The sequence below is a fragment of the Brevibacterium sp. FAM 27836 genome (assembly GCF_051351055.1).
In the GTDB taxonomy this organism is placed as follows: domain Bacteria; phylum Actinomycetota; class Actinomycetes; order Actinomycetales; family Brevibacteriaceae; genus Brevibacterium.
Map to the genome: position 1 here is coordinate 509,315 of NZ_CP195711.1, position 20,339 is coordinate 529,653.

General features: G+C 59.8%; 18 protein-coding genes, 1 tRNA gene and 2 pseudogenes. 9 read left to right on the plus strand and 12 right to left on the minus strand.

Annotation, left to right across the window (positions count from 1 at the left end):
• Window positions 1–146 precede the first annotated feature (146 nt).
• Together ppk2 and ACSE4D_RS02380 are read right to left on the minus strand one after the other, a co-directional pair.
• Window positions 147–1,049 (minus strand): polyphosphate kinase 2, encoded by a 903-nt coding sequence (gene ppk2 / locus ACSE4D_RS02375; protein ID WP_135537929.1) that lies wholly within the window; start codon window positions 1,047–1,049, stop codon window positions 147–149.
• Window positions 1,050–1,116: 67 nt separating this feature from the next.
• The gene (locus ACSE4D_RS02380; RefSeq protein ID WP_135537927.1) at window positions 1,117–2,427 is read right to left on the minus strand and encodes an MFS transporter; all 1,311 of its coding nucleotides are present in this window, start codon (window positions 2,425–2,427) and stop codon (window positions 1,117–1,119) included.
• Window positions 2,428–2,518: 91 nt separating this feature from the next.
• On the opposite strand from ACSE4D_RS02380, the gene ACSE4D_RS02385 reads away from it, so the two are divergent.
• Window positions 2,519–2,592: transfer RNA gene (locus tag ACSE4D_RS02385), tRNA-Leu, on the plus strand.
• A gap of 80 nt (window positions 2,593–2,672) precedes the next feature.
• Here ACSE4D_RS02385 and ACSE4D_RS02390 read toward each other — a convergent pair.
• Window positions 2,673–3,881: a tyrosine-type recombinase/integrase gene (locus ACSE4D_RS02390; protein ID WP_135537925.1), complete on the minus strand. Its 1,209-nt coding sequence runs from the start codon at window positions 3,879–3,881 to the stop codon at window positions 2,673–2,675.
• The gene (locus ACSE4D_RS02395) at window positions 3,847–4,506 is read right to left on the minus strand and encodes a hypothetical protein (protein WP_135537923.1); all 660 of its coding nucleotides are present in this window, start codon (window positions 4,504–4,506) and stop codon (window positions 3,847–3,849) included. Before ACSE4D_RS02395 ends, ACSE4D_RS02390 begins: the two co-directional genes overlap by 35 nt.
• Before the next feature lie 107 nt (window positions 4,507–4,613).
• Here ACSE4D_RS02395 and ACSE4D_RS02400 point away from each other — a divergent pair, with 107 nt between their 5' ends.
• The gene (locus tag ACSE4D_RS02400) at window positions 4,614–4,817 is read left to right on the plus strand and encodes a helix-turn-helix domain-containing protein (protein ID WP_240689594.1); all 204 of its coding nucleotides are present in this window, start codon (window positions 4,614–4,616) and stop codon (window positions 4,815–4,817) included.
• 465 nt (window positions 4,818–5,282) lie between these two features.
• Here ACSE4D_RS02400 and ACSE4D_RS02405 read toward each other — a convergent pair.
• Window positions 5,283–6,517 (minus strand): IS3 family transposase gene (locus tag ACSE4D_RS02405; protein ID WP_426936496.1). Its coding sequence is split into 2 segments (ribosomal slippage): window positions 5,283–6,232 and window positions 6,232–6,517, totalling 1,236 coding nucleotides; the frame shifts between segments, so codons are not numbered across the junction.
• 216 nt (window positions 6,518–6,733) lie between these two features.
• Between ACSE4D_RS02405 and ACSE4D_RS02410 the strand changes: the two genes are divergently transcribed.
• The 5 genes and pseudogenes from ACSE4D_RS02410 to ACSE4D_RS02430 all read left to right on the plus strand — a co-directional run bounded on the left by ACSE4D_RS02410 (window position 6,734) and on the right by ACSE4D_RS02430 (window position 11,457).
• Complete coding sequence (locus tag ACSE4D_RS02410; protein ID WP_436326632.1) at window positions 6,734–7,033, plus strand: hypothetical protein; 300 nt, start codon at window positions 6,734–6,736, stop codon at window positions 7,031–7,033.
• Between the two features lie 71 nt (window positions 7,034–7,104).
• Window positions 7,105–8,564 (plus strand): IS3 family transposase gene (locus ACSE4D_RS02415; protein WP_425120636.1). Its coding sequence is split into 2 segments (ribosomal slippage): window positions 7,105–7,462 and window positions 7,462–8,564, totalling 1,461 coding nucleotides; the frame shifts between segments, so codons are not numbered across the junction.
• A gap of 72 nt (window positions 8,565–8,636) precedes the next feature.
• A pseudogene (locus ACSE4D_RS02420) lies at window positions 8,637–9,074 on the plus strand (HNH endonuclease family protein); the annotation flags it as partial.
• Window positions 9,075–9,280: 206 nt separating this feature from the next.
• On the plus strand, window positions 9,281–9,886 hold the full coding sequence (locus tag ACSE4D_RS02425) for an acyl-CoA-like ligand-binding transcription factor (protein ID WP_135542783.1): 606 nt from the start codon (window positions 9,281–9,283) through the stop codon (window positions 9,884–9,886).
• Between the two features lie 35 nt (window positions 9,887–9,921).
• Window positions 9,922–11,457, plus strand: a complete 1,536-nt coding sequence (locus ACSE4D_RS02430; RefSeq protein ID WP_436326633.1) for an FAD-dependent monooxygenase — start codon at window positions 9,922–9,924, stop codon at window positions 11,455–11,457.
• A 281-nt stretch (window positions 11,458–11,738) separates the two neighbouring features.
• On the opposite strand, the gene ACSE4D_RS02435 is transcribed toward ACSE4D_RS02430, so the two are convergent.
• Window positions 11,739–12,651 (minus strand): IS5 family transposase gene (locus tag ACSE4D_RS02435; protein WP_240690162.1). Its coding sequence is split into 2 segments (ribosomal slippage): window positions 11,739–12,278 and window positions 12,280–12,651, totalling 912 coding nucleotides; the frame shifts between segments, so codons are not numbered across the junction.
• A gap of 933 nt (window positions 12,652–13,584) precedes the next feature.
• Between ACSE4D_RS02435 and ACSE4D_RS02440 the strand changes: the two genes are divergently transcribed.
• Both ACSE4D_RS02440 and ACSE4D_RS02445 read left to right on the plus strand, forming a co-directional pair.
• Window positions 13,585–14,703 carry a peptidoglycan recognition protein family protein gene (locus ACSE4D_RS02440; RefSeq protein ID WP_167854514.1) on the plus strand — a complete coding sequence of 373 codons (1,119 nt, stop codon included), beginning with the start codon at window positions 13,585–13,587 and terminating at the stop codon, window positions 14,701–14,703.
• Between the two features lie 74 nt (window positions 14,704–14,777).
• The gene (locus tag ACSE4D_RS02445) at window positions 14,778–15,464 is read left to right on the plus strand and encodes a metal-dependent transcriptional regulator (protein ID WP_029416765.1); all 687 of its coding nucleotides are present in this window, start codon (window positions 14,778–14,780) and stop codon (window positions 15,462–15,464) included.
• An 18-nt stretch (window positions 15,465–15,482) separates the two neighbouring features.
• On the opposite strand, the gene ACSE4D_RS02450 is transcribed toward ACSE4D_RS02445, so the two are convergent.
• The 6 genes and pseudogenes from ACSE4D_RS02450 to ACSE4D_RS02475 all read right to left on the minus strand — a co-directional run bounded on the left by ACSE4D_RS02450 (window position 15,483) and on the right by ACSE4D_RS02475 (window position 20,014).
• A complete protein-coding gene (locus ACSE4D_RS02450; protein ID WP_164742781.1) occupies window positions 15,483–16,133 on the minus strand; it encodes a metal-dependent transcriptional regulator in 651 nt (216 codons plus the stop codon).
• Window positions 16,130–17,023, minus strand: a complete 894-nt coding sequence (locus tag ACSE4D_RS02455; RefSeq protein WP_009882354.1) for a metal ABC transporter permease — start codon at window positions 17,021–17,023, stop codon at window positions 16,130–16,132. Before ACSE4D_RS02455 ends, ACSE4D_RS02450 begins: the two co-directional genes overlap by 4 nt.
• Complete coding sequence (locus tag ACSE4D_RS02460) at window positions 17,020–17,493, minus strand: ATP-binding cassette domain-containing protein (protein ID WP_426936500.1); 474 nt, start codon at window positions 17,491–17,493, stop codon at window positions 17,020–17,022. The genes ACSE4D_RS02455 and ACSE4D_RS02460 overlap by 4 nt, the downstream gene beginning before the upstream one ends.
• Window positions 17,414–18,648 (minus strand): IS3 family transposase gene (locus tag ACSE4D_RS02465; protein WP_425120641.1). Its coding sequence is split into 2 segments (ribosomal slippage): window positions 17,414–18,363 and window positions 18,363–18,648, totalling 1,236 coding nucleotides; the frame shifts between segments, so codons are not numbered across the junction. The genes ACSE4D_RS02460 and ACSE4D_RS02465 overlap by 80 nt, the downstream gene beginning before the upstream one ends.
• 59 nt (window positions 18,649–18,707) lie before the next feature.
• Window positions 18,708–19,094 (minus strand): annotated as a pseudogene (locus ACSE4D_RS02470) (metal ABC transporter ATP-binding protein); the annotation flags it as partial.
• The gene (locus ACSE4D_RS02475) at window positions 19,091–20,014 is read right to left on the minus strand and encodes a metal ABC transporter substrate-binding protein (RefSeq protein WP_135542741.1); all 924 of its coding nucleotides are present in this window, start codon (window positions 20,012–20,014) and stop codon (window positions 19,091–19,093) included. The gene ACSE4D_RS02475 and the pseudogene ACSE4D_RS02470, both read right to left, overlap by 4 nt.
• Between the last annotated feature and the right edge of the window lie 325 nt (window positions 20,015–20,339).

A 20,339-nucleotide genomic window follows, 5' to 3' on the forward strand; every position in this document is an offset into this window, starting at 1 on the left:
GGGCCTCAGACTCAGATGGTCGGCTGCAGATGAGCGTCGACAAGCGACAGTGCGGGTGAGAGTCCCGCTCCACGGTTCCGGCCGGGTGGTCTTTCCCCTTCCACCCGGCCGAGTCTCTGTCCGGGACCAGTCATCGACGTCGGGGACTAGTCGTCGACGGCGTCACGTCCGCGGCGGACGAGCAGCGGGTCGGCCTCGAAGACGACCGAGGTGTCCTTGTCTTCGTAGTCGAACTGGTTGAGGAAGTAGCGCATCGCATTGAGTCGAGCGCGCTTCTTGTCGTTGCTCTTGATCGTGATCCACGGGGCATGATCGGTGTCCGTGCGGCGGAATGTCTCCTCCTTCGCTTCTGTGTAGTCGTCCCACCGGTCGAGGGATTCGAGGTCCATGGGTGAGAGCTTCCACCGCCTGACCGGGTCGATCTGTCGGATCGCGAACCGGGTCCGCTGCTCCCGCTGGGTCACGGAGAACCAGAATTTCGTGACGTGGACGCCGGAGTCGATGAGCATCTTCTCGAACACAGGGGCCTGGTCCATGAACGTCTCGTATTCGTCATCGGTGCAGAAGCCCATGACGCGTTCGACGTTGGCCCGGTTGTACCAGGAGCGGTCGAACATGACGATCTCCCCGTTCGTGGGCAGGTGGGAGATGTAGCGCTGGAAGTACCACTGTCCGGCCTCCCGGTCCGAGGGCTTGTTCAGCGCTACGACGCGGGCGGCACGCGGGTTGAGGTGTTCGGTGAAGCGTTTGATCGTCCCGCCCTTGCCAGCGGCGTCCCGGCCTTCGAAGACGATGACGTGTTTGGCGCCGGTGTCCTGGCCCCAGTACTGGAATTTCAGCAGCTCGACCTGCAGTCGGTATTTCTCGAGTTCGTACGTCTCCCGATCCATCTGCTCCCCGTACGGGTACCCTTCACGCCAGGTTTCGACGGCGCGGCCCATCGGGTCGATGAGGTGAGGATCCGTGGTCTGACTGTCCTCAACGGCGTAGCCTTCGAGGCGGAGTTTGTCGATGTACTCCCGCAGATTCTCTTGGAACAGGTTGTTCACGAGGTCCTTCCCTTCCGATGGCGCCACGGTGTCGTGCCTCGTGCACGCTAACGCGGCGAGGTGAATATCAGGTTATGCGATCGATGTCCCGTCTGGGGATGATACCGATGCCCAGCAGGGGTGCGAGCGCGATGAGCCCGAAGGACAGCGGGTAGCCGAAGACGGTGACGAGTGCGCCGAAACCGGGGCCCAGCAGCGCCGACATGACGAACTGTCCCGTGTTCTGTGCACCCATCGCCTTGCCCGACCAGCGGGGGCCGGCCGCCTCGGCGACCGAGGCGAAGGCGAGCCCGTTATCGGCCACCGACACCGCCGAGGCGAGGATGAACACGATGGCCGCGGCGACGGGCAGCTCCTTGAGCGAGAGGACGGCGATCGCCGCGACACAGACGACAGCGGCGATCGCGACGATGCGCATGAGCCCGACACGCGAGCCGACGCGGTCCGAGAGTCCGCCGACGAGCATGCGCCCCAGGGCTCCGACGATCTGCGCGGTCGCGACCACCGCGCCCGCGGTTCCCGCACCGATGTCGTGGACGGCGATGAGCCACACGAGACCGTAGGTGGAGAACGCGAACTGCGGGACGACGAGGAGGGCCGAAACCGCATGGATACGCCACAGGAAAGAATCGCTGCGGTAGGGATTGAGCATCGAGGCGGAGTCCCCGCTGCCCTCCCCCGCCGAGGCGGCCCCCGGCCGGTCGGGGTCACTCCGAGACACGACCGGTCCGGCTGGGGCGGGGCTGCCTGGTTCAGTGGCGCGGTCGAGGACGGCCACCTCGGTGCGGGTGGGTTCCTGCTGGGGCGGGTTCCGCACGAGGGCGAAGCAGATGAGCGCGAGCGCACCGGTGACGGCCGCGACGTACCAGAGGTAGGCGGGGAAGCCGCCGGCCGCGGCGATCGGTGGGATGGTCACGGCCGCGACGCTCGTGCCCAAGGGCTGGGACATCTGCCGGATCCCCATGGCCAGCCCGCGGCGGTGGCGGGGGAACCAGCCCGTGACGACACGGCCGCTGGCCGAATTCACCGACGCGGCAGCAGCGCCGGAGGCGGCGATGACGAGGACCATCCAGATCGGTGAGTCGACGACGAGGACCGCGGCGGCCGAGAACACTGCGGTCAGTCCGATGCCCAGGGTCATGGCCAACCGCTCCCCGTAGCGATCGGCGAAGGCACCCCACGCGATGAGGGTGAGGATGAGACCGAAACTCGGGGCGGCGGCCACCGTCCCGGCTTGGGTGAGTGTGAACCCGAGGTCGGAGTGCATATACGGGATGAGGAATGCCGGCCCCGCAATCGCGATCGTCGCCGCCATCTGCGTGAGGACACCGATGATGAGGATCACCCAGGCCTGCCGGCTCGGTCCGTTCATCGTCATTGGTTCAGGCTAGCCGCGGCCTCGGGCCGTGCGCGGAATGTCTCAGATCGCGGTGGCATCGGTTTGCCGATAAAGTGTGTTCTGAGCATTCCCCCCTATAGCCCAATCGGCAGAGGCAGTCGACTTAAAATCGATTCAGTCTGGGTTCGAATCCCAGTGGGGGGACCCTACAAAATGCATCTGACCTGCAATGATGCTTTCCAAGCGGATGAGCTGATTCCGATAAGGAGTCGAGAACCCCACGGTTACCCATCTTTTTCGTTTCGGTTCTTGCCGAATCGATCGAGGATCTCCGACATGTCGGGAGCCGCGGTCGCCTTCTTCACATAGTGCTTCGCAGTGACTGCTGTACCCGAGTGACCAAGCACAGCAGCAGCCGCTTCGAGAGTCGCTTCGGCGTCGATGAGTGTGGCTACGGACTTCCGGAATACATGCGGCGAGATCTGGCCGTCACTTTCGATATCCTTGAGCGCAGCTCTCAGCGTTCGCCGATAGTTGTTCGGCCATTTCCAGGTGCCTTTGCCGGATGGAAAAACCGCGTTCGATTCAGTGGGAATCGCCTCGACACTGCGGCGAAGCAGCACCTCCACGGCAAACGCAGGCAGAGTGAGAATCCGGAACCCACTCGAGGTCTTTGTATGCGATTGCCGGAGAAGCCCTTTCTTCTTGAGGTAAACCAGCGTGCCCGAGACCGTCAAGGTTGGCTGGTCCCCGAGGTCGACATCACCCCATCGCAGCGCAAGAACTTCGGAGATTCGAAGCCCGGTTGCCAACATCACATCGACGACATCGAGCAAATCACTCCCCCGCCGCGGTCCGCGGTAACCCACCCCGTCTTGCCAGGCGCGCAACCCCTCACGAAGCGCCCCGACCTCATCGACACTCATTGCCGCGACGGGCTTCTTCGGCTTCGAAGGAAGACGTACGTCCCGCACCGGATTCGACCGGACAGCGTCGTGACGAACCGCAAGCTTGAACATGCCGTTGAGCACTGACCTCGCGGTCTTCGCGTTCCCCGGCGTCACTACTGCAAGATTCCGGAGGAAGCGATCAACCCTGGACACAGTCACTTCCATGAGCATGTATTCGCCCAGAGCCGGCAATACATGCCTATTCAGGCTGTCCGTGTAACGCTCAACGGTCTGAGCCGTGCAGTTCTCAGTGAGGTCCGGGTCGGCTAGCCACAACTTCGACAGCGCGGTCACTGTGGTGCTTCCGGCTATCGAGTCGCCCGCGGAATCAACCTCGCTGCGCAGAGCCCTGAGGAGGTTGCGCTCAGCTTTGGCCCCAGACGCACCATAGGCTTCACGCTGCTTCGTCTTACCGGTGAAATCACGAAACCGTGCCCGCGCACGCCACCTATTCTCAGCAATCTCTTTTCGGGTAATCCTGCCCCACGTTCCGAGCTCCAGACGCGGTCTAGGCATTCCCATCACCATCGTCGGTGTCTTCAAGGTGCACCGTATGCTCGACTATTCCGTACTCTTCAGCCATCTTGGCGTTTGCCGCTCCATCCCCACCTGCGAGGACTTCGGCAGCTTGATCGAGCAAGCCCATGTCGCGGGCACGCTGGATGCGTCGGGAGGCTGTAGCTCGCGAGACGTTGAGCGCTTCAGCCGTCGTTGAGATCACCGGGCGTCCCTTGCCGTACCACTTCACCAGAGTTGCCACGGTGGCCGCCTCATAGATGGTGTCGTCACCAAGCACTTGACCGCCGGGCCTCGGGACCCGCCCGTTGAACTCCGGAGAATACTCCCGAAAGTCGCCGACACCTGACCGGTCAGCATCATCAATCGCCGACAGGATGTCATTGATCGCGATTTTGGAGAGGCCGCCGGTGCCGATTGCCTGGCCCCCTTCCGGATCACCAAGCAGCATTCCCGTGATTACAAAGTCCCCGTGCTCAGACTGCGCAACACGCACCCAAAGCGGAAACGGCACGCCGGAAGCATCGATGCGGTGCCAAAGGTCCGCCTGCCCTTCGGTGCGACCTATTGCCTTCCCCCAATCGCCATCAACCAAACCTTCATTCTCGGCGGGGGTCACGACTGGTACGGGGCGTCGGTCAGCGAAATTCATGGAACCCAGCCTAGCAATTTCACCAATCATCGGCAATCAGTGCAATCCTCTGATAAGATTGTTGCATCGATAGTTTTCAAACGCTGCAACACGAGGAGATGGTGACCGTGACAGCATCGACGAGCGATACACGGTGGCTGACGGCGGAAGATCTTGCTGCCGAGCTGCGGATCCCGAAGCAGACGATTTACAAGTGGCGCGTCGAAGGGTTCGGACCGACAGCACATAAGATCGGTCGCCACCTTCGCTTCTCTCGCGAAGACGTCGATGACTGGTATTCGACGATGCAAGAAGACGCCGACTCCGAATGAGGGCCTCATCCAGCGTTCGCGCTGGCCGAGCAACCAATCGATGCGGCCGTCGACAAACAACTGCGGCAACTGGGGCCGCAACCTCACAACCACCCGCCGGAGGAGGAAATTCAGTGACTGAGAACTTTGACAACACGGATCCTGAACCCCAGAACGATGGGGGACGCAATATTTGGAAACGACTCGATCTGCTGTTGAGCTTCGCCGAGAGGCAGACACGCGACGCCAACCATGACGATCCGAACTCGCTCTTGTGGGCGCTGAACTACCTCTGGGAGGTCGAGTCACTGCTTCAGCAGGAGCTCGACTACGCGGTCATATCTTTGAAGGAGTTCTGGCGCTATCGGTCCACAGACATCGCGGCGGCGATGGGCACAAAGTGGGAACATGACCGCAGTCATCTGATCATCGCAGTCCCAGACAATGGACTGTGTCAAGTTGTTTCGACAGGAGAACACTATTTCCTCAAGCAGCCCGGTCGGCTGCCGATGATTCCGTCTCGGTGCGATCGAAGAACGACTCCATCGCCCGGGCAGGGATCTCATAGCCCAACGCCGAGTGACGCCTCTTCCGGTTGTAGAACACCTCGATATACTCCGCGACCGCCAGCCGTGCCCTTGCGCGAGTAGCGAATCGCTGACGATGGAACATCTCATTCTTCAACGAAGCGAAAAACGCCTCCGCGACCGCGTTGTCCCAACACACCCCAGTCCTGCCCACTGACAAGCGAACCTGCATCAATCGTGCGACTTCCGCATACTCCGCAGAGGTGTACTGGCTGCCTCGATCCGAATGCGCTATTGCGCCCTCGGCAACGTATCCGCCCTGGTAGGCGACCTTAAGAGCATCGATGATCAGACTCGTGCGCATATGCTTCGCCGTCGCCCACCCCACCACCATCCGGGTCGTGAGATCGATGACCGTGGCCAGGAACAACCACCCCTCACCCGTCTTCAGATAAGTGATGTCGCTGACCAGATGCGTCGTGGGTACCGGCGGGTTGAACTCCCGCCGCACCAGATCCGCCCTGTCCTGGGCATCGGCGGCAGGGATCGTGGTTCGCTTCGTTGCCCGGGGTTGGACACCCGCGATCCCGAGCTCGCGCATGATCGCAGCGACCAACCCCAGCGAAACGGTGATCCCTTCGGCTGCGAGATCCTTGTGGATCCGGCGAATGCCGTAGACCTTGTTCGACGCCAACCACAGGGCGTAGACCCGGTCGGCGACGATCTGGCGGCGACCACGCCTGGACTCAGGGTCCGGTTCGGTGTCCTGCCGGTTCTTCCACGCATAGTAGCCGGTGCGCTCAATTCCCAGAATCTGGGTCATCAAGGTGACGGGGAAGGCGCCTTCTTCGGTGTGGATCAGCTCGTACTTCGCGCTCACGGCTGTTCCTTCGCGAAGAAGGCCGCGGCTTTTTTCAAGAACGCGTTCTCCTGCTTCAAACGAGCGATTTCCTTGGCCATCTCGGCCGGGTCATCACTGTTGGCGTCGGGAGCGCGTCGAGCTGATCCGGAGCCGGTTCCTTCAGTGCCAGTGGCCTTCGCGACCCACCGGCCCAGCGTCGACTCGTTGATGTCGAGGTCGCGGGCGACTTCGGCTCGGGACTTCCCGAGGTCGGTGACCATCGCGACGGCGTCGGCCTTGAACTCCGAGGTGAACTCTCTGCGGGGCCGCCGCGGGGATTGGCTGGTAGTCATGTGCAGCAGTTTCCTTTCATCGGGTTCTGCTGTCTACTCAAATCATGACACCCCAATCAGCCCCAATGCCTGATCGTCACTGAGTTCGGTGGTGACGCTGACCATCACATGCCCCTTTCGTTTTCCTCTAGACAATCATGTTCGTCAACAGGTTCTCCAGGCATCACTGGCCGCTGACGTGGGGACCCATTCAGTCTCCCCACGTCAGTGGCCAGTATGAGAAAAGCAATCTTCACCCTCGTCGCCGCGGCCATCGCCGCATTCTTCCTCTACACGAACGTCGTCGACACTGACTCCACGAAGGCCGCCGATGAAGCCGCACCGGCCGGCCCTTCAGTCTCTGTCGAACTCAACGACCTCATCGGATCGGATGGTACAGCCACCATCGGCACCGTGGACCGGCAGAAGGCCACCGCCCTTATCGCATCACTGGAGACCAAGGAAGCCTCATCGATGGACGGCTACGATCGTGTCCCGCAGTACGGAACCTGGCTGACCCCTCTGTGTCAGCCTTAGATGAGACACCCGGATGGTCCGGTTTGGTGTCGTAGAGGGCGGGAGGAGGTATCCCCGCGATGAACACAACGATGACAACTCCGATCGAGTCGAGGCATTCTGGGGGTATGGATGAAGTCCCTGACCCGCAGGTCCCGCCCAAGGCCTGCCGGCGTCGCTACAGCGCGAAGTACAAGGCCGAGATCCTGGCAGAGTACGAGAATGCGGACCGCGAAGGCAGAGGCGCGTTGCTGCGCCGGGAGGGCTTGTATACCTCGCTGATCAGCGCCTGGCGAGACCAGCGCGACCGCGGAGCCAAAGAGGCACTGGGTCGCTCCGGGGGCGCGGCACCGGCCACAGCAGCCCAGAAGGAAGCCGCGCGGTTGCGGAAGGAAAATGAGCGGTTGCGGTCGGATCTGGACAAGGCCGAGGCGGTGATCGAGGTCCAGGGAAAACTCTCAGCGCTGCTGGACCAGTTCTCGACCAGCAGCAACGACAAGCCCGAGAAGCGATGATCGACGAGACGATCACCGAGCTCACCGAGCTGGTGGGCACCAAAGCAGCCTGCCGGGCGGTGGGACGGTCTCGGGCCACCCACTACCGCCGCCATCGCCAGTCCCCGGCACCGCCGCGTCAGCGCCGCGAGCCGGCCCGGCAGCCGCGGGCCCTGACCGAAGCCGAGGAGGCCGAGGTCTTCGCGGTCTTGCACTCGCAGCGGTTCGTGGACATGGCCCCGGCCGAGATTCACGCGGTCCTGCTCGATGAGGGTGTCTACCTGTGCTCGGTCTCGACGATGTATCGCCTGCTACGCCGCCGCGGCGAGGTCCGTGAGCGACGCCGCCAGGCCACGCACCCGCCCCGGGTCAAGCCCGAACTCGCAGCTGAGGGCCCGAATCAGGTGTGGTCGTGGGATATCACGAAGCTCCACGGTCCGGTGAAGTGGACGTACTACTACCTGTACTCGATCATCGATATCTTCTCCCGCTACACGGTGGGATGGATGGTCGCCCCCGCCGAGTCGGCGGCGCTGGCCGAAAAGCTGCTGGGCGAGACCATCGCCAAGCAGGACGTGGACCGTGATCAGCTGACCATCCACGCGGACAACGGCTCCTCGATGGCCTCGAAACCGGTCGCGTTCCTGCTGGCCGACCTGGGCGTGACCAAGACGCATTCCCGCCCCCACTGCTCCAACGACAACCCGTACTCAGAGTCGCAGTTCAAGACGTTGAAGTATCGGCCCGAGTTCCCCGAGAAGTTCGGCTCGATCGAGGACGCCAGAGCGTTCTGCAGCAAGTTCTACCGCTGGTACAACACCGTCCACCGCCACTCCGGGATCGGCATGCACACCCCGATCGACGTCCACCACGGCTACGCCGCCGAGATCCGGGACCACCGCGCCAGCGTCCTCGAGAAGGCCTATATGGCCCACCCCGAGCGGTTCGTCCGCCACCACCCAGTCCCGCCGGCATTGCCCACCACAGCCTGGATCAACCCGCCCGACCAGGACGAGAAGACCCCGCCAGCAAACTCAACGACGAAGCTCAGCAAGTGACCCAAAAAGGTTGACAGGTTCCGGACCGGTGATGATTCGTCAGACCCATCGTTCTGTGGCGACACGCGAAACGACATCCTCAACCGAGACTTCGACGACGTCACCTATTCCCACGACGATGATTGCCAAGTAGCCACCGGCACACTTGATGACCCCTACACCGGTGAGACCATCGAATTCACTCGCGGCCCGTCCACCTCCTCAGAGGTTCAGATCGAACACATCGTCGCACTCGGGTACACCTATCGCATGGGCGCCAAAGATTGGTCCCAGGACAAGCGCGAAGCAATCGCGAATGATCCCGACAACCTCATCGCTGTCGATGGTCCGGCCAACCAGTCGAAGTCCGACCTCGGCCCCGAAGAGTGGATGCCCACCGACTCAGGCAACCCCGCCTACGACTGCACATTCGTTGCCAGGTACGCATTCGTCGCCGACAAGTACGAACTACCTGTGACACCGGCAGATCGCAAGGCCATGACATCGACGATCGAGACCTGTGAGAACTGATCAGGTCGATCTATTCAATAGATAGCGGGCATCGTCTCTGACGCCATGATCGTGCTCATGGCACACCATTCTGCAGACCGCCCCCGGCGACCAAGAGTCTATTCTTCTGAACCGTGCAAGAACCTGTTGCCCCCATTTTTCATAGTTTCATTGCATGCCCAATGCGCAATATTGCCTGATAGGCAATATTATTCTAAGCTGACGTCATGACAACAGGGCTGAGGGAGAGTAAGAGACTTGCACTGCGAAATAGCCTGAGCCTCACGACTGTGCTTCTTGCTCGAGAACGGGGCCTGAGCAATGTGAGGGTCGTCGATATTGTCAACCGTGTGGGCGTGTCTCGGCGAACATTCGGCAACTATTTCTCCAGCAAGGAGGATGCTATTGCCGATCGCCATGTCTCGCGCACCCAAGCCGCGGCGGACGCTTTGTCAATCCGACCGGCCAGTGAACCAATATGGACAGCAGTGACGCACGTGATTCTCGAACCGTACAAGACGGAATCGAAACACACATCTCCGTCGCAGTCCGAGCGCGACGAACTTCTTCAAATACTCTCTGACCCAGAAATGCAGTCCGCGGTCGACCGCGGAGCTCGGGCTGCTACTGCAACGCTCGGCGCAGCAATAGCACGTCGGATCGGCGTGTCAACCACGACCGATCCACGCCCCTGCCTCGTTGCAAACGCGGCACTATCAACTCTATTAACCACGTTGGAACACTGGCTCGGACTAGAAGAGCCCCAGCCGCTCCTCTCCCAGTTGTCCGAGTCCTTTCGACAACTGGGAGCGGGTCTAGATCACACTCTCTGAGCCACACATTATTCACCCAATCCAGAAGGAACTCTATGTTTGATGTCATAATCGTCGGCGGTGGCCCAGTCGGCGTGTTCGTTGCATGCGAACTCAAACTCGCAGGTGCAAAACCACTCGTGATAGAACGACTCACTAGCATCAGCCAAGACGACAAAGCACACGGTTTGACCGGACAAGTCGTTCGTTTGCTTGATCACCGTGGATTGTTCGAACGAGCCAGCGGTACATCGATTCCAGAAGCTGCTCCAGGGTTCTTCTTCGGCGCAATGCCCCTTCCACTGCATATGCTGGCCGACGATAACCCCATGCATTTGTTGCCAATTAATCAACGAGATTTTGAACAAATGTTGAACGTTCGTGCCGAGGAACTAGGCATCGAGATCCGCCGAGGCATCGAAATGAAGTCGTTTACGCAGGCGGATGACCATGTCGAAGTCACCCTGTCGGATCTAGAAGCTGGGACCGAATCGATTATCACCGCTGACTACCTGATCGGCAGCGACGGGGCCAGGAGCAACGTACGGAAGGAATCCGGGATTGGATTCCCCGGTCATACTGACCGCCATATAGTCGATCGCACCGCGTTGATCGCTCCGTCCAACCAGTTCATTCCGGTCGATGGAGGCGAGGTAGATGTAGCTGGACTTGGGAGAATTCCGGGAACCTTCTACAGAACAGAGCAGGGCGTATTCACGATCGCCATGCTGGACCCACAGAATCCTGTAGTACACACCATGGAATGGGAAGAGGAACCTGACGGCAATTGCCCGGGAACTGGTACACGCATGTCCATGGCTGAGATGGAAAACAGCATCGAAAGAGTCATTGGCGCGCCAGTGAAACTGACACCTCCACCGATTGGCCGCCCAACTCTGCTGCGTCGGCTCAGTGGACGCAATACTCGCTTGGCCGAACGGTACCGCGACCGCCGTGTCTTCCTCGTTGGCGACTCTGCCCATGTGCACTCCGCTGCAGGCGGACCCGGTTTGAATCTTGCTCTTCAGGATGCCGCGAATCTGGCGTGGAAGATTGCCGCCGACATCGACGGCTGGGCACCCAAAGATCTACTCAGCACATACGAGTCTGAGCGTAGACCGTTGGGAGACAGAGTCTTCATGCAAACTCAAGCACAAACGGCTCTAATGTCCCCGGGCTCCGACGTCACCGCGCTTCGAGAACTCTTCAGCGAGCTTCTCAACAACAAAGACAATCTTCAGCTCATCGCGGACCTGATTGCTGGATCTGACGTTCGTTACAATATGGGAGACGGAGAACTGGCAGGCTGGTTCGCGCCGACGATCGAACTGACGCTCTGCGACGGACACAAAGTCCGACTGGCCGAACTCTTGCGTTCTGCACGACCGATTCTCGTCGATACTACTGGAGGAACGCTCGTCAGCAGCGCTGCACCGTGGAGCCAGCGGGTCGACTACATCCAAACAGTCCAGACGACCACAATGCCATCGATGTTGATTCGACCGGACGGCTACGTCGCATGGTCCGGCATTGACCAGTCAGTTCTTTACGATCATCTTAAGCGATGGTTCGGACCACCTTCTGGCCGATAGACCGGAGCGTTGACTGTCCAACATTGGTCCACGAAATAGAGAATGTCCTGAGGTGGCTGCTACTTCGGCACCCTAATGTAACGTCGTGGAGCTTTCTGGTCAAGAAGCCATCTCGCGGCCATTTGTGGGCTACTCGGCCCAAAATTGAGTTTGACCGTTGAGTTCGGCAATCCACCCCAGTAGCGAAATATATACTGAGTCGGTTGCCTGCTGGCCCCACCTTTGTTGAATTCTGTATCGGACCGGAACAACATCCCGAATGTGGCTAGGGCATGTCTCCTTTATCGGCGGAGCCATGTCAGGATCGCGCTGAGCACGACTGCCGCTCGATAGGTGATGGCGAGCTTGTCGTATCTCGTCGCTAGCCCTCGCCATTGCTTGACGTAGGCAAACGAACGCTCGACGACATTGCGGTTCCGATACGCGGCGGCATCGAACGCCGGCGGTCGCCCACCTTTGCTACCGCGCTTCTTTCGAGTCGCGATCTGGTCTTTCTTCTCCGGGATCACTGTGCGGATTCCACGCGAACGCAGGTAATCGCGGTTGCCTCTGGACCCATAGGCACGATCCGCCAGAACGGAGTCCGGGCATGTGCGAGCACGCCCACCACCAGCCCGGGGCACTCGAATATCAGCCAGGACCTGCGGCAGAATCACCCCGTCGTGACGTTGCCCGCCGGTGACCACCACCGCCAAAGGCCGACCCTTACCGTCGACGGCATGGTGGATCTTCGTCGTCAGCCCACCACGCGAGCGACCGATGCCGTGCCCGGCCGGCTCACACTCCGAATCGGGAGAATTCTTGTAATTCGACGTAGCCCCCTGTGTCTTGGTCAGGGCGTGTCGTGTTCGTTGCATGCTGGTGGGCACGGTTGATGGTGCCATCGACGGAGACGTTCCAATCGATGTCACCGGCAGCATCGGCATCAGAAAGCACGTGGGCCAGCACACGGTCCCAGGTGCCGTCGGCGGCGTAGCGGCGGTGGCGTTTCCATACTGTCTGCCAGGGGCCGAAGTGCTCGCGTGGCAAGTCGCGCCAGGCGGTGCCGGCCCGGTATCGGTAGACGATTCCTTCGACGATTCGACGGTTGTTCTCAAACGGTCGGGCTCTTTTGCCGACGTTTGAGGGCAACAGTGGTTCGATTTTCTCCCACTGCTCATCAGTGAATACTCGGTGTCGTTGATTTGTCGTCATGAACCCACCGTGTCAGTCCTGGAATCGTCAATAAAGGAGACACGCCCTAGTTCGTCTCGGGATCCGAAGCACTAATCGGCTCGCATCGTAACGATCGTTGGCCCGAGAGCCAGCCAAGCTCGAGGCGAAACCCGTGATCGATCGAACATGTTGCGACAATACCCATGAAGACCATGAACGCGGCCCCGGCATCTGAAATCATTGAACAACTTCAACTCGGCGGGCCTCTTCAGTCGAGGTCACGCTCCGAGGCCGACGACCGATTTCCAGAATCAAACTCGATAGTGCCCTCAACGAGTCTCGTCGACACCATCCCACCCAGCGCTCGTGAACGAACCCCTCGGCTACTCCGAAATACGTCTGTCGATGTCGTGCGACACTGTCGTGTCGCTTGACTGCGCACCGTAGTGCACTGTTCCTGCAACGTGTAATCTACTGAACATAGACTTTTGTTCGTTAAGCCGATACCCTGAACATGCCTTTCACGAACTTCCCCCGAGAAGGACCTTCATGCATACGAAGCTACTCACACTTTCGGCAGCCGGATCCCTGGCGTTGGCGGTGAACATCGGCCTTCCACCCGCCTCCGCGTCGCTGCACTCCGGCGATCCTGAAGTCTCTGAGTCTCCGCTGTCTGGAATCAGCGCAACCGGGGCACTTTCGGCAGGGGCCAGGGACGCATCGTCGACGACGAGGTCAGTCACGCGGACGAAGACCACATCCCTGCCGCCGTTGCTGCGCGCTCCGCAGAGCCTTCGTGATACTTCGGCTCATTTCACCAGCGCCGTTGTCGCTCATGCACAGGACCAAGCCGTGACGAGCCCATCGTCGACCGAGAGCCCTCATGTGTCCGATGATCGTAAGGATGGGGACCTTGCAGCGCCAACGGGATCAGGTGCCGCTGAAACTACGGACGGAATCACGATTTCGGCATTGTCCGATGTCATCGATCTGCCGTCAGCGTCACCGAATGTCGTAGGAATCGCATTCGACGACGACGTTCGGGTCGAGTTCGAGATCAGAACTCACACGAATGGCCGCTGGTCCGGGTGGCAGCACCTGCATGCTTCGGATGCCGGGGAGGGCTCGCGCGGCACGGACCCCTACTACACCACTGATACAGACAGTATTCAGTTGCGTGTTCTCGGTGACGGCGGCAGTCCAGCCGATGCCAAGGTCGTCAGTGTCGCTTCGAAGAGGCACCCCGGCGATTCAGAACTGGTGGCAGAGAATGCGCCCAAGAGTTCGGAATCGGTTGATCGGGAGGTGTCGCAGCATGCCCACTCAATTGACCACGCCTCGGTACCACCTTGCACACGGACGGGCGGATGCACCTGTCCACTATGCGCAGCATCGGCGGCCAACGTGGCGAAGAACTCTGTTGTCCAGCCCGAAGTCGCTACCCGTAAAGACTGGGGTGCGAGCGAAAAACTGGTACGAAATTCTCCCACGATCGCGGACTCAGTCTCCGCCGCAGTGATCCATCACACCGATGGCAACAACGACTATGCCGCAGAGGATGTGCCTGCGATTCTACGAGGGATCCAGTCGTTTCACATCACGGGTCGAGGGTGGTCGGACATCGGCTACAACATGCTCGTCGACAAATACGGAAGACTCTGGGAGGGGCGCGCAGGCGGGGTAAAGAAGGCCGTAGTCGGCGCTCACGCCGCCGGGTACAACACAGGATCGTTCGGCATTTCCGTGCTCGGCGACTATGACAAGAAGGCACCGCCCCAGCGCACTCTTGATGCGGTCGCGGAGGTGGTCGGGTGGAAGCTGTCCTTGAGCGGGGTGAAAGCGGGTGGCTCGACATCACTAGCCGGGGAGGAGATGAAAGCGATTGTCGGACATCGCGACGTTGGCCAAACAAGCTGTCCCGGCGACGGGTTCTACGCCAAATTCGACTCGATCCGTCAGGCCGCCGATGACTACCAAACTGGGAAGAAGGCGGGCGCGGGCGAAGAGGATGAGAACAAGGACGAATCTGACAGACAGCCTGACCTTGTCCCCGGCGTCATCGATAGCAACGCTCGTGATGCACGAACCTGAACGCAAAAACTGTGAAGAACCCAAGCAAACGGGCTGACGATCGGACGGACAGAACAGTTTGGTAATCTTCGACCATGTCCGTCACTGAACTCTCTGACAGCGCCCAAAACTATCTGAAAGCACTTTGGAGTTTGGGCGAGTGGTCTGATGCTCCCGTCACGACCACCGCGCTTGCCCAGAAGGTTGGGGTCAGGCAGTCAACGACATCCGACGCGATTCGCAAACTCTCGGACGAGGGGCTCGTCGCGCACACGCCGTACGGGTCAATTGCTCTGACGGCACAAGGTCGAGTCTATGCCCTTGCGATGGTCCGTCGTCACCGCCTCATCGAGACCTTCCTCGTCGAGGTCCTCGGATACACCTGGGACCAGGTGCATAACGAAGCCGAGACCCTCGAACATGCGGTGTCAGACTTCATGGTCGACCGTATCGCCGAACATCTCGACCACCCCGATCGCGACCCTCACGGAGACCCCATTCCAGCTGCAGACGGAACCATTGATCGCCCGGCTGCGATCCCATTGACACACGTCGGAACGGGAAGCCGAGTCCGTGTCGAGCGGATTTCGGATTCCGATCCCAACCTTTTGCAGTTTCTGGCTGAGTACGGCATTCATGTCGGATCGTATTTCAGCACCGAAGCGGGTCCTCCATTCTCTGATTCTATTGTGATTCACCTTGAGGGAGGCAATGGAGCTGGCGTGACGCTCGGGCGCACGGCCAGCGACGCCATGTGGGTATCCCCGTGCTCTGCTGCGTGAGTTGTCGTAAGAACGGCGCTACTGAATTGTTGAAGTTGCGTAGACATACTCGGAGGCATCGTCGCTGAGGACTACAACGTTATCGTCTGGCTCCAATGTGAGACTGCTCTGGCCATCAGGGTGTTTCTCGAGGGTGATGTGGGTGCCCGGAAGGATGTTCTTCCGCTCCAGTTCGAAGAGTAGATGCTCAGGGGCGCGTCCAATTCTCGAAACTTGAAGTAGGTGAGCAGTCGGGAGAGCGGCGAGAGGTTCGCCGTCTCCCGGTCGCAGATCGTCTACCTTTGTTGGTATTCGGTTGCCATAGGGATCGAGCTCGGGGCTGCAGGCAAGAGCAGCCATCGTCTCCACGACATCGGAGCTCAGTGCCATTGCCATCACCGATGCCTCTTTCAATACGCGGTGCCATGGAACACTGAGAATCGTAAAGAGGTGGCAGCGGCAAATTCTTTCTGCGCGCACAGCCGACAGCGCCCTGCACGCGCCGGCCTCGGTCAATGAAAGTGGCCCATAATGCTCCTGCCTGACCAAATTGTGACTGGCGAGGACTCGAAGGTACTGAGTCACTGCAGGCCGACTGCGTTGCAGAGTCTCGGCAAGCTGGGCCCGGGTCATGGACTTGTTTTTCGACTCCTCCAGCTCCCAGAGACCGCGGAGGTACTCGTCGATCACGGAACTTGAGCCTCTGCCGAGTGCCGCTTCCACTGGTCGTTGGTCCGGCGATGTTGCCGCGACTTGGCGATCAGCCCGTGGCTGGGGCTGAACAGGTAAACACCGGTGAAGACGACACCTTGGACAAGCACAACTAGACCGCCAGATGAGGCATCCAACCAGTAACTCAGGTAGATCCCTAGCACCGAGGACAACGCCGACATGATGGGCGCGATGAGGAGCATTCGATTGAATCTATCGGTGAGAAGGTGGGCGGTCGCTCCTGGAATGATGAGCATCGCCACGACCAGGATGACACCGACAACCTGAAGTGCTACCACTGTCGTCAGAGCAAGGAGTGCAAGCAGCAGCGCTCCGAGAACCCGCGGCGACAGGCCGATTGCGTAAGCGTGAGTCGGATCAAATGCGTACAGAGTCAGGTCGCGGCGCTTGGCAATCAGGACGGCGAACGCGATGACAGCAAGCAGCGCAATCTGTCGAAGGTCCGAAGTCGAAACGCCGAGGATGTTGCCGAAGATGATGTGATTGAGGTCGGTGTGACTCGGCGTCGTCGAGATCAGCACTAGCCCCAGGGCAAACAGGGTCGTAAAGACGATGCCGATGGCAGCGTCTTCCTTGATCCGACTAGTTCCTCGAAGAATGCCGATCGCTGCGACTGCGATGAATCCGAAAACCAGCGCACCGGCGGCGAAGGGGATCCCTGCGATGTAGGCAATGACGACCCCGGGAAGAACTGCGTGCGAAACAGCGTCACCCATCAGAGACCAGCCGACCAGGATCAGCCAGCACGATAAGAGTGCGCAGACGATTGCAGCGAGCACTGTGGTGGTCAGTGCTCTGATCATGAATTCGTAGTGGAGTGGTTCGATGACGAGACTGTAGAGGTTCATTCGGATTCTTCTGCCCTTCGAATGTCGAGACCAAATGCCAGTGAGAGGTTCTCGGGGCGCAGAGCATCGGCGACAGGACCTTGAAAGAGGATTGACTGCAGCAAAAGGATTGCCTCATCAGCCAGTTGTGGCAGAGCATGCAGATCGTGAGTGGAGATGAGCACGCAGTGCCCCTCATCGGCGAGTTCACGCAGCAGTTGAACGATGGTCGATTCGCTGCTCTTATCTACCCCAGCGAAGGGTTCATCAAGCAATAGCACGTTGGCTCCTTGCGCAAGTCCACGAGCGACAAATGTGCGTTTCTTCTGCCCACCAGACAACTGTCCGATCTGTCGAGAACCGAAGGTCTTGGACTGTGTCAAGTTGTTTCGACAGGAGAACACTATTTCCTCAAGCAGCCCGGTCGGCTGCCGATGATTCCGTCTCGGTGCGATCGAAGAACGACTCCATCGCCCGGGCAGGGATCTCATAGCCCAACGCCGAGTGACGCCTCTTCCGGTTGTAGAACACCTCGATATACTCCGCGACCGCCAGCCGTGCCCTTGCGCGAGTAGCGAATCGCTGACGATGGAACATCTCATTCTTCAACGAAGCGAAAAACGCCTCCGCGACCGCGTTGTCCCAACACACCCCAGTCCTGCCCACTGACAAGCGAACCTGCATCAATCGTGCGACTTCCGCATACTCCGCAGAGGTGTACTGGCTGCCTCGATCCGAATGCGCTATTGCGCCCTCGGCAACGTATCCGCCCTGGTAGGCGACCTTAAGAGCATCGATGATCAGACTCGTGCGCATATGCTTCGCCGTCGCCCACCCCACCACCATCCGGGTCGTGAGATCGATGACCGTGGCCAGGAACAACCACCCCTCACCCGTCTTCAGATAAGTGATGTCGCTGACCAGATGCGTCGTGGGTACCGGCGGGTTGAACTCCCGCCGCACCAGATCCGCCCTGTCCTGGGCATCGGCGGCAGGGATCGTGGTTCGCTTCGTTGCCCGGGGTTGGACACCCGCGATCCCGAGCTCGCGCATGATCGCAGCGACCAACCCCAGCGAAACGGTGATCCCTTCGGCTGCGAGATCCTTGTGGATCCGGCGAATGCCGTAGACCTTGTTCGACGCCAACCACAGGGCGTAGACCCGGTCGGCGACGATCTGGCGGCGACCACGCCTGGACTCAGGGTCCGGTTCGGTGTCCTGCCGGTTCTTCCACGCATAGTAGCCGGTGCGCTCAATTCCCAGAATCTGGGTCATCAAGGTGACGGGGAAGGCGCCTTCTTCGGTGTGGATCAGCTCGTACTTCGCGCTCACGGCTGTTCCTTCGCGAAGAAGGCCGCGGCTTTTTTCAAGAACGCGTTCTCCTGCTTCAAACGAGCGATTTCCTTGGCCATCTCGGCCGGGTCATCACTGTTGGCGTCGGGAGCGCGTCGAGCTGATCCGGAGCCGGTTCCTTCAGTGCCAGTGGCCTTCGCGACCCACCGGCCCAGCGTCGACTCGTTGATGTCGAGGTCGCGGGCGACTTCGGCTCGGGACTTCCCGAGGTCGGTGACCATCGCGACGGCGTCGGCCTTGAACTCCGAGGTGAACTCTCTGCGGGGCCGCCGCGGGGATTGGTTGGTAGTCATGTGCAGCAGTTTCCTTTCATCGGGTTCTGCTGTCTACTCAAATCATGACACCCCATCTGGAGCCCGACGCGTTCTAGTGCCTGTTCGACCACTTGACGATCCGCCGACGTGGGCTTTCGAGTGAATCCTTGATGCGCGTAGCGGCCCATCATGACGACATCGCGGACGCTGACGGGGAACGTCCAGTCAACATCCTCACTTTGTGGCACGTATCCCAGCAAGCCTTCTTTGCGTGCTTGCGTCGGTGTCCTGCCGTTGATCGATACGGTGCCTTGAACCGGGCGGGTCAGTCCCATGATCGTTTTGAACAGAGTGGACTTCCCCGACCCGTTCATTCCGATCAGACCTGTCACGGAACCGAACTCCACTCCGAGACTGACATCCTCCAGTGCCCTGACGTCGCCGTATTGCACTGTGACACCGTCAGCACGGATTGCTGAAGTCACTTGTTCCCACCCGTCAGAGCTTCAGTGATGGTGTCAGCGTCGTGCTTAATGAGCTCAAGGTATGTTGGCACAGGTCCGTCCGCTTCTGAAAGCGAGTCGACATACAGTGTCCCGCCAAACTCCGCGCCGGTGGCGTCAACGACTTGTCGCATTGGTTTGTCCGAGACGGTGGACTCACAGAATACTGCGGGAACGTCATTGTCCTTGACGAACTCGATAGTGGAGGAAATCTGCTGCGGGGTTGCCTCCTGCTCCGCATTCACAGGCCAGATGTAGCGCTCGTCGAGATCCGCGTCCCGGGCGAGGTAGGAGAAAGCGCCCTCACACGTGACGAGGGCTCGTTCTTTGTCTGGCAGTGTCGACAGCTCACCGACAAGGTCATCCTGAACGGTTTGAAGTTCGTCTTTGTACGACTCTCCATTGGACTGAAAGTCGGCGGCGTGATCTGGATCCAGCTCGCTGAAAGCATCGACCATGTTGTCGACATAGATTTGGACGTTGACAGGGCTCATCCATGCGTGGGGATTCGGCTTGCCCGCATAGGCGTCCTCGGAAATGTCGATTGGTTCGACACCCTCGGAAACGACTTCATGCGGGGCGTCGGTCTGTTCGACGAATTGCTCGAACCATGCCTCCAGATTCAGCCCATTGTCAAGAATCAAGTCGGCTTCTGACGCCTTGGCCACATCCTTGGGAGTGGGTTCATATCCATGGATCTCGGCACCGACTTTGGTGATCGATTCCACCTCCAGGTGTTCGCCGGCTACGTTGTCGGCAATATCGGCAAGGACGGTGAACGTCGTCAACACCTGAGGCTTACCTTCGGTCGACGACGACTCCGCGTTCCCAGCACCGCAACTTGTCAGGGCTAGCGCCGAGGCAGAGATCAGAGCGAGTTTCGACTTCAAATTGATTTGCATTCCCATCACTCATTTCTCGATTCATGTTCTCAAAAGCTCAGACTGCGACAGAGTGGGCTTTCAGCGTTTATATGACGGACTTCAAATCGCGCAGTATCGCAACCGGCGCCGGCGGCCCCGTTCATCGATACCTGAGAGTAGGTGGATGTTCCGCCCGGTGTGCGGCTTCTATGAAGTGGTCGATGTCCTCCGAGCGTGCGCTCCTGAGAAACAGGGACGTCAGACGAAAGAGGTATCCGAGCATCCGCTCGACGTCTGAGCACGTTCTCACTACTTCAAGAGCGCCATCGGTGTTGCCAGCGCGAAGTTCCTCGAACACGGTGAT